Source organism: Flavobacterium sp. (assembly GCF_027531905.1).
In the GTDB taxonomy this organism is placed as follows: domain Bacteria; phylum Bacteroidota; class Bacteroidia; order Flavobacteriales; family Flavobacteriaceae; genus Flavobacterium.
Genome location: NZ_JAPZSU010000043.1, coordinates 48,665 through 66,146, shown reverse-complemented (window position 1 = coordinate 66,146; position 17,482 = coordinate 48,665). Strand labels below are relative to the sequence as shown.

Annotated in this window: 9 protein-coding genes and 1 tRNA gene; 6 read left to right on the top strand and 4 right to left on the bottom strand. The window is 35.9% G+C overall.

Translation table 11 applies throughout. The annotated features are described in order from the left end of the window. Window positions 1-281 precede the first annotated feature (281 nt). Complete coding sequence (locus O9307_RS11585; RefSeq protein ID WP_298299382.1) at window positions 282-3,548, top strand: T9SS type B sorting domain-containing protein; 3,267 nt, start codon at window positions 282-284, stop codon at window positions 3,546-3,548. A gap of 176 nt (window positions 3,549-3,724) precedes the next feature. On the opposite strand, the gene O9307_RS11580 is transcribed toward O9307_RS11585, so the two are convergent. From O9307_RS11580 to O9307_RS11565, 4 genes are all read right to left on the bottom strand, one after another. Continuing rightward, window positions 3,725-3,798, bottom strand: a tRNA-His gene (locus O9307_RS11580). Window positions 3,799-3,874: 76 nt separating this feature from the next. Then, window positions 3,875-4,591, bottom strand: a complete 717-nt coding sequence (gene bshB1 / locus O9307_RS11575; RefSeq protein ID WP_298299379.1) for a bacillithiol biosynthesis deacetylase BshB1 — start codon at window positions 4,589-4,591, stop codon at window positions 3,875-3,877. Window positions 4,592-5,123: 532 nt separating this feature from the next. Next, complete coding sequence (locus O9307_RS11570) at window positions 5,124-6,224, bottom strand: isochorismate synthase (RefSeq protein WP_298299376.1); 1,101 nt, start codon at window positions 6,222-6,224, stop codon at window positions 5,124-5,126. A 27-nt stretch (window positions 6,225-6,251) separates the two neighbouring features. Then, window positions 6,252-6,677, bottom strand: a complete 426-nt coding sequence (locus O9307_RS11565) for a hotdog fold thioesterase (protein WP_298299373.1) — start codon at window positions 6,675-6,677, stop codon at window positions 6,252-6,254. Between the two features lie 170 nt (window positions 6,678-6,847). Between O9307_RS11565 and O9307_RS11560 the strand changes: the two genes are divergently transcribed. The 5 genes from O9307_RS11560 to O9307_RS11540 all read left to right on the top strand — a co-directional run bounded on the left by O9307_RS11560 (window position 6,848) and on the right by O9307_RS11540 (window position 17,450). After that, window positions 6,848-8,380, top strand: coding sequence for a hypothetical protein (locus O9307_RS11560; protein ID WP_298299370.1), 1,533 nt, complete (start codon window positions 6,848-6,850; stop codon window positions 8,378-8,380). A 292-nt stretch (window positions 8,381-8,672) separates the two neighbouring features. Beyond that, a complete protein-coding gene (locus O9307_RS11555; RefSeq protein ID WP_298299367.1) occupies window positions 8,673-10,514 on the top strand; it encodes an endonuclease in 1,842 nt (613 codons plus the stop codon). 181 nt (window positions 10,515-10,695) lie between these two features. Next, entirely contained in the window at window positions 10,696-12,465 is a 1,770-nt protein-coding gene (locus tag O9307_RS11550; protein WP_298299364.1) for an endonuclease, read from the top strand. Window positions 12,466-12,566: 101 nt separating this feature from the next. Then, a complete protein-coding gene (purL, locus tag O9307_RS11545) occupies window positions 12,567-16,304 on the top strand; it encodes a phosphoribosylformylglycinamidine synthase (protein ID WP_298299362.1) in 3,738 nt (1,245 codons plus the stop codon). Between the two features lie 363 nt (window positions 16,305-16,667). Further along, window positions 16,668-17,450 (top strand): DUF3667 domain-containing protein, encoded by a 783-nt coding sequence (locus O9307_RS11540; protein WP_298299359.1) that lies wholly within the window; start codon window positions 16,668-16,670, stop codon window positions 17,448-17,450. Window positions 17,451-17,482 lie beyond the last annotated feature (32 nt).

The following is a 17,482-nucleotide window of genomic DNA, read 5'->3' as shown; positions in this document are numbered from 1 at the left end:
AAATTTGTTGTCTTTTAAAAAAATGTGTAGAAAAAACATAAGTTTTATAAATAATATTTTAAAATACAACCAAAAATCAGTGATAATCTGCCTAATCTGCGTGCCATTTTAACATAAAAATATTTGTGTCCAGACGGTAGGCTGCTGTCGGGGCTAAAGGGAAACATTTTTGATGATTTGTAAGAAAAAATTATATTTTTGAACAATCATAAAGCAAGTCTACTACGTTCGGTGTGGATAAACTAAAATTGACAATCACTTGTATAACAACATCAGCAAGAATGACAATTACTCAAAAAAAAACATTTAAAATCATAGCGCTCCTATTGCTGGCCTTTACTTTTCAATTTTCAAAAGCCCAAATAACCCTTAGCAATAATGTTGGGACAACACTAATTAGGACGGATATGTATTCTTGTCTTGAAGAAGAAACTTGGGGTAAAGTATTTAAGTTATCTGATTTTGGCATTGCTCCCAATGAACAATTTGTTATCACGTCAGGCCAGATAGGAATTGCTCAATCAGATATTGGTTCACAATTATATTTTTCAGTATACATTGTTGATGAAAGATTTCCTGCCATATATAATTCCAACTGGGATAAGCCTATATTAGGGTCAACGGGCGGTAAAGCTACCAAAGCCATAAATGGAAATCCAGAAATAATGCATTTCGATTTTGAGCAACCAATCATTGTGCCTGCTGGTATTCAAAAAATTTTGGTAGTAGTCGATAAAACAAGAGATTATAATACAATTGCTAAAGTTTTTGTAGCTGGCACAACAGAGGACAAAGGAGTGTCATGGTATAAAGGTTGTAATGATAACCAACGTTTAGTGCCAACGACGGATTTAAATATCCCTGTACCCAATGCGAATTTTTATATAACTGTAAAAGGCGATGTTTTTAATTCAAAAAGTCAGGGATCTGTTACCCGATTATCACACAATGTATGCGACGATTTGGTAAAAACAGATATGTATGCTTGTTCTCAGCAAAATTTTTATTGGGCTAGAGATTTTGACTTAAAAGATTTTGGCATATCACCCAAAGAAGAATTTACAATTACTTCTGGGCAGGTTGCCGTAAATGGAACTGCATGGGGAGCTAATGCCAAATTTAATATTTACAAAATAGATGCTAATTTTCCAACATCTTTTTCTGAAACTAATCTAATTGGAAGTAGTCAAGTTGCTGACCTCCCTCGAGTTATCGGCAGGGAATCTCAGATAATGCAAATGGACTTTACTACACCTGTAAAGATACCTGCAGGTATTGAAAAAATATTAGTTGAAGTAGAAGTTGGAGGTGGATCATTAGGTGTTTTCATAGCTGGATCTACACAAGACAATGGCACTTCATGGTTTAAAGGTTGTAATCGCTCACCTAATATTGGATACAATCAATATTTCTCTACAGCCGATGATGGAATTACAAACGCCAATTTTTACATCAATGTAACTGGAAATGTAAAAAATGTTTCGAATCATTTCGAAATGAATTTCTCTAATATCTGCTCAGAATTTTTAAAAGAATTTAGTGTTGATGATGCGTCAAAAGTAGCGTCAATTCTCTGGGATTTTGGGGATCCGGCTTCTGGAGTAAATAATACATCTACAGATTTATCTCCTTTTCACGATTTTTCGATAGATGGAAAATATACAGTTACTGCCTCCGTTACTGGAAAAGATGGTACAGTAGAAGTTTTAACCGAAATAATTGATGTAAAAGAACCACCAAAAGCATACGGAATCAACAATATTTATGCATGTGAAAATGAAGCCGCTACAGGTATTTCAAAATCTTTTGATGTTTCATTGATCACACAACAGGTTTTAAGTGGACAAACAGACAAAGTCGTTACATTCATAGATGGAAAGGGAAATAAATATACATCATTACCAAATCCTTTTACCAATAGCATAAAAGATAAAGAGACAATAACGGTAAGAGTAAGTCATAAGGATAATCTATGCTGTTACTCTGAAACTACTTTTGATTTAATTGTGAACCCATTACCAAAATTATCAGCTTTTTCTAATCTAATTGTATGTGATAACGATACTGATGGTTTTGGACAATTTAATTTAAAGCCTATAGAAAATTTAATTATTGGAAGTGCTACAGATATAAAAGTAGAATTTTATCATGAAAACGGACAAAAAATTGTAGCTCCATTAACTGCAATTTCAAATTTAATCATCAATGAAGAAAAAATAAAAGTAAAGGCCATAAATACAAATACAAATTGTTATAATGAATCAAGTTTTAAATTAATAGTAAGTCTTTTACCAAAAGCAAATTCATTACAAGAAATTATTGGTTGTGATGATAATAATGATGGTATTTCGGAATATTTTGACACTTCAAATGTAGCGTCCAACGTTTTAGGAAATCAAATAGGAATGGAGGTGAGTTACTACGACATTTATGGCAATCAACTTCCAAGTCCTTTACCCAATCCATTTACTAACACTGTAGCGAACAAGGAAAAGATCATTGTAAGAGTTACTAATCCCCAAACAAAATGTTATGCCGAAACATTTTTAAACTTAATAACATCAACTAAACCACTCATAAATCAACCAAAAACATTATACGCTTGCAATGAAGGGAACGGGTTTTCTTATTTTGACACAGCAGCTATTGAAAGTCAATTGATAGCAAACAAAGCTGGTTACCGGATATCCTATACAGACGAAAATGGAAATAAATTGCCAAGTCCTTTACCAATAAAATACAAAAATACGGTTGCCTGGTCTCAAACTATTGCTATAAGAGTTGAGAATAAATCTAATCCACTATGTTTTTCTGAAACTAGTTTTAAATTAGTTGTAAATGAGTTGCCAAAAATTGATTTAGAAAAAGAATATTTTTTATGTGATTTAGAGCCTTCTTTAAAAATCGCAACTGATTCTGCTTTCGATACTTGGGAATGGACAAACGAGGATAATTCAATTATTTCAAATTCTTTTCAAGCAAATTTAGTTGCTGCCGGACAATATAGACTTAAAGTTTCTAAAATAAATAATGGAATATCTTGTGAAAATTCATTTTCATTCACTTTAGTTCGCTCAACTTTGCCTAAAATTGTCGAGGTCAAAATTCAAGATATTTCACAAAACAATTACATTGAAATTAAAACCTCTAGTGATGGTGATTTTGAATATTCTATTGATGGATTTAATTTTCAAAACAACAACACTTTTAATAACATTTCAGGAGGAGTCTATGAGGTTCAAGCTAGAGATAAAAAAGGTTGTGGTTTTGATAAAAGAGAAATTGTCCTGGTAGATTATCCTAAATTTTTCACTCCTAATAATGATGGATATAATGATTATTGGCATATCTTAGGGATAGAAAAATTTCCTGAATCAATTACAAGCATCTACGATCGCTATGGAAAACTTCTGAAAAAATTAACATTTAAAGATTCTGGATGGGACGGAACTTTAAATGGGGAAAAATTATTGGCCTCAGATTACTGGTTTACTGTCGAACTAGGTAATGGAAGGAATTTTAAAGGCCATTTTTCACTTAAAAGATAATTAAAATTATCAAAACCTTTCACCACACAAAGTCTAACTAATTCGTCGCTCAATAGACATATCCCGATAAAGAAGATTTTCTATCTGTAACCAAAACAAGATAAAATAGTAAAAAGCAAAGCCTTCACTACAAACCACAAAAAAAGCCTTGAATTTCTTCAAGGCTTTTTATTCTGGGTGGCTGACCGGGTTCGAACCGGCGACCCGCGGCACCACAAACCGCTACTCTAACCAGCTGAGCTACAACCACCATTTTGCTTAGCGGTTGCAAATATAGAACAATTGTTTGCTTCTGCAAAGATTTTTTCAAAAAAAATACTAGAAATTTACATCAAATCACTTAAGCTATTGACTGCCAAATACCTTTCGGCAGTAAAACCTTCGGCGTGTTCGAGTCCTGTTAAACGTCCTAAATCACGGGAACGATAATTCAAGCTTTCCAAAAAGTTTTTACTCGAAATCGGTGATTCAGGTTCTTTGGAATTGGGGTCGTAAAACTGAGAACTATAGGCTAAAATAGCCGCTGTTTTTTGCTCTACGTAACCCGTAATATCGACTACAAAATCTGGGACAATGTTTTTCCATTGCATATAATGGTAAACTACTTTGGGACGCCACGCTTTTTGTTCTTCACCATCTATACTCGTTGAGACTCTCATTAATCCCGATAAAAAACAAGCATCCGAAACCAATTGGCTTCCTTTAGGATGGTCGATATGGCGGTCATCAACGGCGTTACACAAGACAATTTCGGGTTGGTATTTGCGAATCATTTTTATGATTTCGAGTTGGTGTGCTTCGTCATTTACAAAAAAGCCATCTCTAAACGCTAAATTCTCTCGCACCGAAACGCCTAAAATAGCAGCAGCAGCAGCGGCTTCTTCGTCCCTAATTTCGGCTGAACCACGTGTGCCCAACTCCCCTCTTGTCAAATCTACGATTCCAACTTTTTTTCCTAAAGCGACTTCTTTTAAAATAGTGCCTGCGCAACCCAACTCTACGTCGTCTGGATGCGCGCCAAAGGCTAATATATCTAGTTTCATATATGTAAAATTTATTTGTCAGTGGTCATATATGTTATCGCCTTATATTTATCTGTATTTACTTCAGCAAACTTATTACTAATGGCGATTTCATAAATTATTATTTAAACAGCTAAGGCTGTTGTTGACTTTGTATGATTAAAATTTCTCTTTTACCTGATACCGACTCACAAAGCAGAACCCAAAAAATCACTTTGTTTCTCTCTAGCCCCGATGTTAGTCTACCGTCTGGACACAAATATTTTTATGTTAAAATGGCACGCAGATTAGGCAGATTATCGCCGATTTTTGGTTGTATATTAAAAATATTATTTATAAAACTTAATGTTTTTTCAACACATTTTTTTAAAAGACAACAAACTTATTGGTTTAAACCCGTTCAATCTGTGTCATCTGTGGCCTATCAAAAGATGTGTCCAGACGGTAGGATGGTAGTGGCATCCTTTGCCTTTTTCCTTTAAAAAGGCAAAGATATAACGGACAGCGGGACTATTGCTGGCCAAAAAGCCTTTTGTTGCTGCTCCTCAATAAGCTACTTTTCCATTTTACCTAAGACGCTTTTCATCGTCATCGATTTGTTGACACTTTCCTCCCATTCTTTCTCTGGAATACTTTCTAAAGTAATGCCGCAACCCATATATAAATAAGCTTTTGCTGTATCGGATTTGTCTTCACTTTGCTTAATTTGCATACAACGCAAATTTACAAATAAATGAGATTTTGGTTTATTCAAATAATCTCCTTTCACATTTAACTCACCCAAAAAACCAGTATAATAACTACGGTCATAGCCTTCATTAACCAAAATAAAATCTTTAGCTTGCTGCTTGGGCAATCCGCAAACGGCGGGCGTTGGATGCAAAACCGAAACCACTTCTTTTAAACTCGAACTTCGTTTTAGTACGCCTTCGATATCGGTGTTGATGTGCAACAACTTTCCTGCTTGAATGGTGTATGGACTCGAAATTACAATCTCAGAAGTATGGTTTTTAAGACTATCTAAAATAGAATCCGTAACATATTGTTGCTCTTTTTGTTCCTTATTTCCCCAAACTGTCGTTCTTTTTTTGGGGTCAAAGATTTGTGTTCCGGCCAAAGCAGTGGTGTAAAACTTTGATTTGTTCGCTTTCAACAATCGTTCGGGTGTAGCGCCCATCCATAGCCCTATTTTGGGATGAAACCAACAATACGTAAAAGCAGTAGGGTACAAAGCAATTAATTTTTCGAAAGTTGTCACAACATCAAAATTGGACACATTGACCTCTTCTTGTCGAGACAAAACTACTTTATCAAAAACCCCATTTTTAATCGTTTCGACTCCTTTTTCAATTAGTGTTAAAAAATGATTTTTCGCCTCCTGATTTTCATCTGAAGAAGTACCTTTTGTTTCTTCAAAGTCAACGGTTGGCACAATCGTTTCCCATTTAACAGACTCCTTGAGTGGAATCAAAATCATCTGATTCCCATTGAAAGGTGAAAAAACAAATCCACTTTCTTTATAATCATCTACGAAAAACAAGTGGTCATTTTTTTGAAAAAAACCTATTATCTTACTTTTATTAGGTTTGTGATAGATAACGAAAGGTAAGTTTAAGGCAATTTGTTGCTGTACTTTTATAAAAAAATCAATCATAACCGCTATTTTTAGGTTCGTAAATAATTAAGGCTTTTTTTGCAAAACCATGTTGGTCAATTTACATAAGGAAATCAAATTTCCGGCTTCGTCGGTGATTTTTATTTCCCACAAATGTACGGTTTTACCTTGATGAATAATTTTGGCAGTGCCGAAAACTAGGCCTTCGCGTATACTTTTTAGATGATTAGCCGAGATTTCAATCCCACGAACTTCTTGCTCTTTCGGATTGATGAAAAAGTGAGAAGCCGCACTCCCTACACTCTCTGCCAAAGCCACCGAAGCACCGCCGTGCAATAATCCCATAGGTTGATGTACTCTGGAATTGACTGGCATTTTGGCTACCAAAAAACCTTCGCCAGCATCAATGTATTCTATATTTAAGGTCTCCATCAACGTATTCTTCGAAAAGTCATTGCAAAATTGGAGCATTTTCTCTTTATCTATTTCCATTGTCATAATATTTCTTGTAAAAATAAGCGAACTAATTGGTCAGTACAAACCTATCACTGTTTTTTAGTATAATTGACTACATTTATACGCAACAGCAAACACCATCAAATTTGTGGGATTTGCGATGGCATATTCTAATTAATCGTTATTTTTACCAAAAAAAATAAGAAATGCGCTCCATTGCTACCGTTTTTATTCTTGGAATTATACTGCTACTGGGTTCTTGCCGAGCTGATTTTGAAACTGTGGCTAGCACAGGCGATTTGAAATTCTCTAAGGATACGGTGTATTTAGACACGGTTTTTACCAATATTGGTTCGAGTACGTACCAACTAAAAGTGTATAACAATAGCAAAAACGACATCAATATTCCGATTATTCAATTCGAAAAAGGGCTCAATTCGAAATACCGAATGACTGTAGACGGACAGCAAGGAACAGCAGGTAAAATTTTCAAAGACATTACGTTGTTGGCCAAAGACAGCTTGTATATTTTTATCGAAACCACAGCAAGTATCGCTGATGCTAACCCTACTGATTTTTTGTATACCGATAAAATTCAATTTGATAGTGGCGCCAATTTACAAACGGTTGAATTGGTTACGCTAATTCAAGATGCTGTTTTTCTTTATCCACAGCGATTCGCGGATGGTACGACTGAGACGCTACCAATTGGCAATGAAAAAATAGAAGGTTTTTATTTAGACGAAAATGACGCAATCAACGGCAATGAGTTGCATTTTACCAAAACAAAACCTTATGTTATTTATGGTTATGCCGCAGTTCCTTCGGGAAAAACAGCTGTTTTTGATGCTGGCGCTCGGGTGCATTTTCACGCCAATTCTGGATTGATTGTAGCCAATCAAGGAAGCATTCAAATCAACGGAACTACCTCAACCACGAAGGCTTTAGAAAACGAAATCATTTTTGAAGGCGATCGTTTAGAGCCCGGATTTTCGAATGTAGCAGGACAATGGGGAGCGTTATGGCTAACTAACGGAAGCACTAATAACCGTATCAACCATTTGACTATAAAAAATGCCACCATCGGACTTTTGATTCAAAATAATGATGGAACTACAGTACAACTAAAAAATACTCAAATCTATAATTCAAGTAATTACGGCATTCTGGCTCAAACAGGGAAAATAGTAGGCGAAAATGTAGTCATAAATAATGCGGGTATAGCGAGTTTGGCTTGTTTGTATGGCGGAGAATATCGTTTTACGCATTCAACCTTTAACAATAATTGGAATAGCTCCAAACAAGTTGCAGTTTTGATCAGCAACTTTATCACAGGCGCCCTTCCTGAGACTAAAGATTTGACGCAAGCTACTTTTAATAACTGTATCATCTACGGTTCTTATGCTAATGAAATGCTGTTGAATAAAAAAGCTACTTCGGTTTTCAATTATCAATTCAATCATTGTTTGTTGAAATTCAATAATAGCAATAATTCATTTACCTCTGACCCTTTATACCAATTTGAGACGGATGCTACTCATTACAGCGGGATAATTTTAAACAAAGACCCTAAATTTTTCAAAGTAAATCAGAACCAACTCAATATTGACAATGCTTCGGCGGCTTTTGCCAAAGGGAATACTAGTTATTTAATCCCATTAGATATTTTAGGAACAAGTAGAACCTTACCTCCTGATTTGGGCGCTTATCAAAATAAAGCATTTCCGAAAACCAATTAATTCTACCGTTTTTTAAAGTATCTCGTCATCAGCATTTAGTTATGCAGATGATGCAACTACTTATGCTTTTACGTTAGCACTTTTTTTTGAGAATACATTATAGCTATCTAATTACTCAAAATTTACCATTATATCATACTTCATTAAAAAATAAGAAAAACCATATTTATATTACTATTTCTTAACATAATGTATAACAAAAAAAGGTACTTTTGTTATTAAACCTAGATTATAATATTGAAAACCAAATACATAAAACCCTAATCTATTAACTTAACTAAAACTTGCACTTATGAAAAAACTCTACGTTTTACTTCTTATTCTTTCGTCTTCGATTGGATTTGGACAAATTCCATCTGGTTATTATAGCACTGCCACTAGTACTGGATTCACTTTGAAAACACAGCTTTACAACATCATCAAAGGCCACACCGACAATGGATATGCTGGACTGTACACTACGTATCAAACCTCTGATATCGATTCTTTTTATGAAAATGATGGAAGCATTTTAGACATGTACTCCGAAAAACCTTCTGGTACAGACCCTTACAACTATAGTTCAGGATCAACTCAAAGATGTGGTACTTACTCTGTGGAAGGAGACTGTTACAATAGAGAACATATTATTCCACAGTCTTCCTTTAATTCCGCAGCACCAATGGTTTCTGATGCGCATTTCATTACTCCTACCGACGGAAAAGTAAACGGACAGCGTTCAAACTATCCTCATGGAAATGTAGCTACAGCAACTTGGACCTCTTTGAACGGAGGAAAACTAGGTTCGAGTGGTGTTTCTGGCTATAGCGGAACTGTTTTTGAGCCAATAAATGATTTTAAAGGTGACATAGCTAGAATGTATTTCTACTTCGCCACTCGCTATGAGAATACCGTAGCAGGCTATTCTTTTCCAATGTTTGATGGTTCAAGCAACAAAGTTTTTACTACCGCCTTTTTAAATCAACTATTAGCTTGGCACAATCAAGACCCAGTAAGTGCGAGAGAAATAGCCCGAAACAACGCTATTTATGCTAGACAAAATAACCGTAACCCCTATATAGACCATCCTGAATATGTACAAGCTATTTGGGGATCCGCTCCTTCTTCTGATACGCAAGCACCAACTATTCCAACCAATTTAACAGCTTCTGCTATTACAGCTACTTCTGTTTCATTAAATTGGACTGCTTCAACAGACAATGTGGGAGTAACTGGGTATGCTATTTATATGAACAACACCCTCAAAACTACTGTTACTGGCACAACTGCCTCTATAACAGGATTGTCTGCTTCTACCGCTTACTCTTTTTATGTAGTTGCAAAAGACGCAGCAGGAAATAGTTCAACAAAAAGTACTACCATTACAGTAACAACTAGTAGCGGCGGAACAGCTGCAACCGACTTGCTTTTCTCTGAATACATAGAAGGTTCATCGAACAACAAAGCATTAGAAATTGCCAATAACACTGGAGCGGCAGTAAACTTATCGAGCTATACCATCAAAAAACAAACTAATGGTGCCGGAGCTTGGAGCACGGGACTAACTTTGTCAGGAACATTAACAAGTGGTGGTAAATTTACCATAGTGAATAGTTCTATTACATCCACTTGCTATCCTAAAACATCTGCCAATATTTCAACAGCCGCAACCGAATTGACCTTTAACGGAAATGATGCTGTAGGTCTGTTCAAAAATGGAGTATTGATTGATATCATTGGGACTTTTAATGGAGGAACGGCTAATTTCGCTGCCGATGTAACCTTGAGAAGAAAAGCAACTGTAACGTCACCAAGCACGACCTTTAATCTTTCAAGCCAATGGGACTCATTCACAACAGACACTTGCAACAACCTTGGTAGCAAAACAAGCACTAAAGTGAACAAAGAAGAAGTAACTGATATCGATGTAATTTCAATTTACCCCAATCCTTCTCACGGTGATTTTACGATTAATTACAACAATTCTAACAAAAATTATTCTATTCAGCTTATCTCATTGTTAGGACAAATCATTTTTGAGAAAGAAAACATTACGCAACCTTCGGAGACCCTAAACACTATTCCAAAAGGATTTTATTTGGTCAAAATAGAAGACGCTACACAAACTATCTACAAAAAGATAATTATCAACTAATTACAACCAGTTCCAATATGAAAAACGACACAATTGTGTCGTTTTTTTATGTTAACTCAATACTTTTTTCTTCATAAAAGAATAAACCCCAATCCACTAATATTTAAATATTTCTTAACCTAGGTTCCATTTGTAAAGAATAGCTTTACAAACTTTTAAACATTTTATCCTATTTCACATTATGAAACAAATCTACTCCCTACTTTTTTTAGTCCTCTTTTCAGCGAGTTTTGCCCAAGCTCCGGCTGGATATTATTCCACCGCAACAGGTACAGGCTACACGCTAAAAACCCAATTGTACAACATTATTAAAGACCATACTGTTATTGATTATGCAGGGTTATATGTCACCTATCAAACTTCTGACATTGACAATTTTTTCGAAAAAGACGGTTCCGTTTTAGATATGTATTCGGAGAATCCTGCAGGAACAGACCCTTATAACTACAGCATTGCAGCCACTCAAAGATGTGGTAATTATACTAACGAAGGTGATTGTTATAACAGAGAACACATTATTCCGCAATCCGTTTTTAATGAGCTTTCACCAATGGTTTCGGATGCGCACTTTATTACGCCAACCGATGGAAAAGTAAATGGAATCCGTTCTAACTATCCGCATTCAGTTGTAGTAACGCCTTCGCAAACTACCTTAAATGGAAGCAAACTGGGAACAAGCACAACAGCCGGTTACAGCGGACTGGTTTTTGAACCCATCGATGAATTCAAAGGAGATATTGCTAGAATGTATTTCTACTTTGCTACTAGATATGAAAATACCGTAGCAGGTTATAACTATGCTATGTTCAACAATACCAGCAATCAAGTTTTTACCACTGCTTTTTTAAATCAATTATTAGCTTGGCATAATCAAGACCCCGTAAGCGCAAGGGAAATTGCAAGAAACAACGCCATTTATACAAGACAAAACAATAGAAATCCATTTATTGATAACCCAAACTATGTAACCGAAATTTGGAAAGTAGGCACTGTTGATACTGAAGCTCCAACTGCCCCAAACAATCTAGTAGTAACCGAAACTACGACCAATTCTGCAACTTTAACTTGGACTGCTTCAACAGACAATGTGGGAGTTACAGGCTATGATGTATACGTAAATGGTACTTTAAAAACTTCAGTAACTGGGGTAACCACAACCATCACTGGCCTAGCGGCGGAAACAACCTATACTTTTTATTTAATTGCTAGAGACGCTGATAGAAATTCTTCTGTGGCGAGTGCATCAGTAACAGGAACAACTAAAGCGCCCGCCGCTGGAACAACCACTTGTGCTTCTGAAAATTTCGAAAATATTCCTGCTAATGCAACTTCTTATGCTACTCGCACTTGGACAAATGGCGGAATAACTTGGACAGCAACTGATGCAAGAACCGATCAACCGTTAAATAATAGAGCAATAATCATTAGAAACGGCTCTCTCTCTTCCTCAACAGTAGCCAATGGAATCAAAGATTTGACAGTTACAACCAAATTAATTTATACAGGGACTGCTGGAACATTTAAACTCAATGTAAATGGTACCGAAGTAGGTACGATACCTTATAGCGCTACTTCTAATACTACAACAATTCCAAATATTAATATAACCGGAGATGTCGTAATCAGCATAACTGGAAACAGTACTACTTCAAACAGAGTACTATTTGATGACCTCTCTTGGAGTTGCAACACAATACTTGCAGTGGATGAATTAGAAAAAGAAAGCTTTGCCATTTATCCTAATCCTTCTAATGGAACGGTAAAAATCAATTTTGAAAATGCTAACGACAAACACGACGTTATCATATTTTCAGTTTCGGGACAAAAAGTTTTTGAAAAAGAATACAATAACACAGCTGCTACAGCTGTAAATAATCTTCAAAAAGGGATTTATTTGGTCAAAGTCACAAAAGAAGGAAAATCAACAACCAAAAAGCTAATTGTAAATTAGATAACGATAAGATAATTTTATTTAAAGCGGCAGCAATTGCCGCTTTTTTTTTAGGCCTTAATTAACTAAATTTGCACCGCAATACAACAAACCCTACAACAATGATTCATTTCTTTGAAAACCAAAGTAACACTGTTTTTGCCGTACACACGCAGAACGAAATTTCGGCTCAAGACATCTCAAAACTCAACTGGCTATTTGCTGATGCCACTAAAATAGAAAAATCCGTCTTGTCGGATTTTTTTGTTGGACCACGCGCCACTATGATTACGCCTTGGAGTACCAACGCGGTAGAAATCACTCAAAATATGGGGATTTCTGGCATCATCAGAATAGAGGAATTTCAACGTGTTACCGAAGATTTTTCGGATTTTGATCCTATGCTTTCGCAAAAATTTAGCGAATTAAATCAAGACATTTTTACTATCAATATCCAACCAGAACCTATATTGGAAATCGATGATATTGAAGCTTATAATCAATCCGAAGGTTTGGCTTTGAGTCCAGAAGAAGTGGAGTACCTTTCTAATTTAGCGACTAAATTAGGTCGCAAATTAACCGACTCTGAGATTTTTGCGTTCTCACAAGCGAATTCAGAGCACTGTCGTCACAAAATTTTCAACGGAACTTTTGTAATTGATGGTGAAGAAAAACCGACTTCTCTTTTCAAATTAATTAAGAAAACCTCAGAAACGAATCCAAACGATATTGTATCTGCTTATAAAGATAATGTGGCTTTTGTAAAAGGACCAAAAGTGACACAATTTGCACCAAAAAGTGCCGATAAACCAGATTTTTACGAAGAAAAAGAATTTGACGCCGTACTTTCCTTAAAAGCTGAAACGCACAACTTCCCTACTACTGTAGAGCCTTTCAACGGAGCTGCTACAGGTTCAGGTGGAGAAATTCGCGACCGTTTGGCAGGAGGACAAGGTTCTTTGCCATTAGCAGGAACAGCGGTTTATATGACTGCGTATTCTCGATTAACCTCCTTCGACTCCGCTCAGGATGACAGACCTTGGGAAAAAGGAATGGCAGAAAGACCTTGGTTGTACCAAACACCAATGGATATTTTGATTAAAGCTTCGAATGGAGCTTCTGATTTTGGAAACAAATTTGGACAACCGTTGATTACGGGTTCTGTTTTGACTTTCGAACACGAACACTTCGACAAGCTCAGTGGGACAAGTAAAAAGATTGGCTACGACAAAGTCATTATGCAAGCAGGTGGCATTGGTTACGGAAAATTAGATCAAGCGATTAAAAAGAAACCTACCGCTGGCGATAAAATCGTTATTTTAGGTGGAGAAAACTATAGAATTGGAATGGGTGGCGCTGCGGTTTCTTCAGCTGATACAGGTGCTTTTGGCTCTGGAATTGAGTTGAACGCCGTACAACGTTCTAATCCAGAAATGCAAAAACGTGCCGCGAATGCCATTCGTGGACTAGTAGAAAGCGACCATAACCCTATCGTATCAATTCACGACCACGGAGCGGGTGGACACCTCAACTGTCTTTCGGAATTAGTAGAAGAGACTGGTGGATTGATTGATTTGGATAAATTACCGGTAGGTGACCCAACGCTTTCTGCTAAGGAAATCATTGGTAACGAATCGCAAGAGCGTATGGGATTGGTGATTGGCGAAAAAGACATGGACACCTTACAACGCATTGCCGATAGAGAACGTTCTCCAATGTACCAAGTTGGTGACGTGACGAACGACCATCGTTTCACTTTTGAATCCAAAACTACAGGAGTAAAACCGATGGATTATGCTTTGGAAGATTTCTTTGGAAGTTCTCCAAAAACGATAATGACAGACAAAAAAGTAGCTGTAAATTATACAGAACTAAATTATACTACTAAAAATATACCTAACTATCTTAATCAAGTACTGCAATTAGAAGCGGTTGCTTGTAAAGACTGGTTAACGAATAAAGTAGACCGTTGTGTGGGAGGTCGCGTGGCCAAACAACAATGTGCTGGTCCATTGCAATTACCACTGAACAATGTGGGAGTTATGGCTTTGGATTTCAAAGGCAAAGAAGGAATTGCGACAACTGTTGGTCACTCGCCAGTAGCTTCGCTGATTGACCCTGTAGCGGGAACAAGAACTGCTATTGCAGAAGCACTTTCTAATATCGTTTGGGCTCCTTTAAAAGACGGTTTACAATCGGTTTCTTTATCGGCCAACTGGATGTGGGCTTGTAAAAACGAAGGCGAAGATGCTCGTTTGTACGAAGCAGTTCAAGCGTGTTCTGATTTTGCTATCGAATTAGGAATCAATATCCCAACGGGTAAAGATTCACTTTCAATGAAACAAAAATATCCTAACGACGAGGTTATTGCTCCAGGAACAGTGATTATTTCGGCAGCAGGAAATTGTACTAATATTACCAAAGTTGTAGAACCTGTTTTACAACGCAATGGTGGCAATATTTACTATTTGAACTTATCACAAGATAGTTTCAAATTAGGAGGTTCCTCTTTTGCTCAAATTTTGAACAAAGTGGGAACGGATGTGCCAAGTATTACCGATGCGGCTTATTTTAAAACAGCTTTCAATGTACTGCAAGAAGCTATCAAAAACCGCCAAATCAAAGCGGGTCATGATATAGGTAGCGGTGGTTTGATTACTACTTTATTAGAACTATGTTTCAGCCCCCTAACCCCCGAAGGGGGAACTAGCAACTATGCTGAAACAGGAATGAAACTAAATTTTGACGAATTAATCAACAAATGGGGTAATAAAAAAGATTATGTAGAAGTATTATTCTCAGAAAATATTGGGATTGTCGTACAACCTGCAAATAATATTGAATTTGAAACTTTGTTAGCAGAACAAAAAATAGAATTCTTTAATTTAGGAACTGCTAACACAACCGGTAAATTGGAATTTGGCGATTGGAGTTTGGATATTCCTAGTTTAAGAGATACTTGGTTTAAAACATCGTATTTGTTAGACGCCAAACAATCTCGTAACGGAATGGCAGAAGCACGTTATGCCAATTACAAAAACCAACCGTTAGACTATCAATTCCCGGCACATTTTGACGGAAAGAAAGCTACCATTGATGCTAGCAAACCTAGGCCAAGAGCAGCTATTATTCGCGAAAAAGGAAGTAATTCCGAGCGTGAAATGGCAAACGCTATGTACTTGGCTGGTTTTGATGTGAAAGATGTACATATGACCGATTTGATTTCGGGACGTGAGACCTTGGAAGACATTCAGTTTATTGGTGCTGTGGGTGGTTTCTCTAACTCGGACGTTTTAGGCTCTGCCAAAGGTTGGGCGGGTGCTTTCTTGTACAACGAAAAAGCCAATACTGCATTGAAAAATTTCTTCAAACGTGAAGACACTTTATCTGTGGGAATTTGCAACGGTTGTCAGTTGTGGATGGAATTAGAATTAATTAATCCAGAAGATAAAGTACACGGAAAAATGCACCACAATACTTCGAACAAACACGAAAGTATTTTTACCTCGGTAAAAGTGCAAAAAAACAATTCGGTGATGCTTTCTAGCTTAGAAGGTGCAACTTTGGGTGTTTGGGTGTCACACGGTGAAGGAAAATTCCATTTACCAGAACAAGAAGCGAATTATAATATCGTAGCAAAATATGGTTACGAAGGTTATCCTTCTAACCCAAATGGTTCAGATTACAACACGGCTATGTTATGTGATGCTACCGGTCGTCACTTGGTGATGATGCCGCATATTGAGCGTTCTATTTTCCCTTGGAACTGGGCACATTACCCAGACAATGGGCAAAAAGATGAAGTTTCGCCTTGGTTAGAAGCTTTTGTAAACGCTAGAAAATGGATTGAAAAACAATAAAACATTTTTACTTTCTGTAAAAAGCTCATTCTAATCGGGATGAGCTTTTTTTATCAAAAGTTGAAATCGTAATGACTACAAAAAGAAACTATAACTCCTCGTCAGCCCCGATGGTAGTGGCATCCTTTGCCGACGGGGTTCGGCGGGAAAGATATAACGAACAGCGGGTCCTGTGAAAACAAGAACGCCTTTTGCTACTGCTCCTAAAAACATAATGAAATCAACTCCAAAAACTAAGTGTTAATATATTCTTACAGTTAAGAAGGTGTCTTAGTAACAAACAATTGTTTTTAAAAAATAATTAGAAAAATCTATACTTTATAGTTTTTTTTTCATAAAATTGGATTCTAAATTTCAGAAAAAATGAATCATTCTTCAAAATGCTTAAATTGTGATTACGAAATAAACCATAATTATTGTAGTAATTGTGGTCAAAAAACAGCTATTCATAGAATTACCTTTAACCATTTTGTAAGCCATGATCTTTTGCACGGACTATTTCATTTAGAAAAAGGAATGCTTTATACGGCAAAAGAAGTATTGACCCGACCTGGAAAAGCAGCTTTAGACTATATTGAAGGAAAGAGAATTAGATATTACAATGTCTTTTATTTTATACTAATTCTTATTGGTGTGAATTTATTTTTAAGTGGATACTATGATAAATTTTACGAGTATTATATCTCAAAATTTCCAGAACATGTAAGTATTATTCAAACTAAACTTGATAAATTCATGAACGATAATGCTAAAATCATAATTTTTTCTATTGTTCCTGTTTTAGCTTTAAATGGTTTTATCCTTTTCAGAAAAAGAAAATTAAACTTAAGCGAACATTTTATCATTGCGGCTTTTACTTTTTTAGGAATACTTTTGATTGTTACTGCAAACAATATATTGTCTTTTTTTGCTTTTGTAAAGCATTTAGATTTTATTTCTGATGTTTCTGATTTTATTTCAATTATTGCCATTTTTACATTAGCAACCATAAGCTATTATCAAACATTTAAAGAGTTTTACAAAAAAAGATCTTTTGTGATTAGAGTATTTATGTTTGCTACTTTGTTGATGATTGAGTTATTAGTTTTCGCTATTTTTCTTATAGGCTACTCAACCAATTGGTTTACTTCAGATTTTACATATTAATTATAAGCATTTCTATTCAAAAAAACACCTTT

What these genes read in the sequence shown, in the direction of transcription:
- O9307_RS11585 (WP_298299382.1), top strand. Translation starts at nt 282, where the DNA reads ATGACAATTACTCAAAAAAAAACATTTAAAATCATAGCGCTCCTATTG.
- bshB1 (WP_298299379.1), bottom strand. Translation starts at nt 4,591, where the DNA reads ATGAAACTAGATATATTAGCCTTTGGCGCGCATCCAGACGACGTAGAG.
- O9307_RS11570 (WP_298299376.1), bottom strand. Translation starts at nt 6,224, where the DNA reads ATGATTGATTTTTTTATAAAAGTACAGCAACAAATTGCCTTAAACTTA.
- O9307_RS11565 (WP_298299373.1), bottom strand. Translation starts at nt 6,677, where the DNA reads ATGGAAATAGATAAAGAGAAAATGCTCCAATTTTGCAATGACTTTTCG.
- O9307_RS11560 (WP_298299370.1), top strand. Translation starts at nt 6,848, where the DNA reads ATGCGCTCCATTGCTACCGTTTTTATTCTTGGAATTATACTGCTACTG.
- O9307_RS11555 (WP_298299367.1), top strand. Translation starts at nt 8,673, where the DNA reads ATGAAAAAACTCTACGTTTTACTTCTTATTCTTTCGTCTTCGATTGGA.
- O9307_RS11550 (WP_298299364.1), top strand. Translation starts at nt 10,696, where the DNA reads ATGAAACAAATCTACTCCCTACTTTTTTTAGTCCTCTTTTCAGCGAGT.
- purL (WP_298299362.1), top strand. Translation starts at nt 12,567, where the DNA reads ATGATTCATTTCTTTGAAAACCAAAGTAACACTGTTTTTGCCGTACAC.
- O9307_RS11540 (WP_298299359.1), top strand. Translation starts at nt 16,668, where the DNA reads ATGAATCATTCTTCAAAATGCTTAAATTGTGATTACGAAATAAACCAT.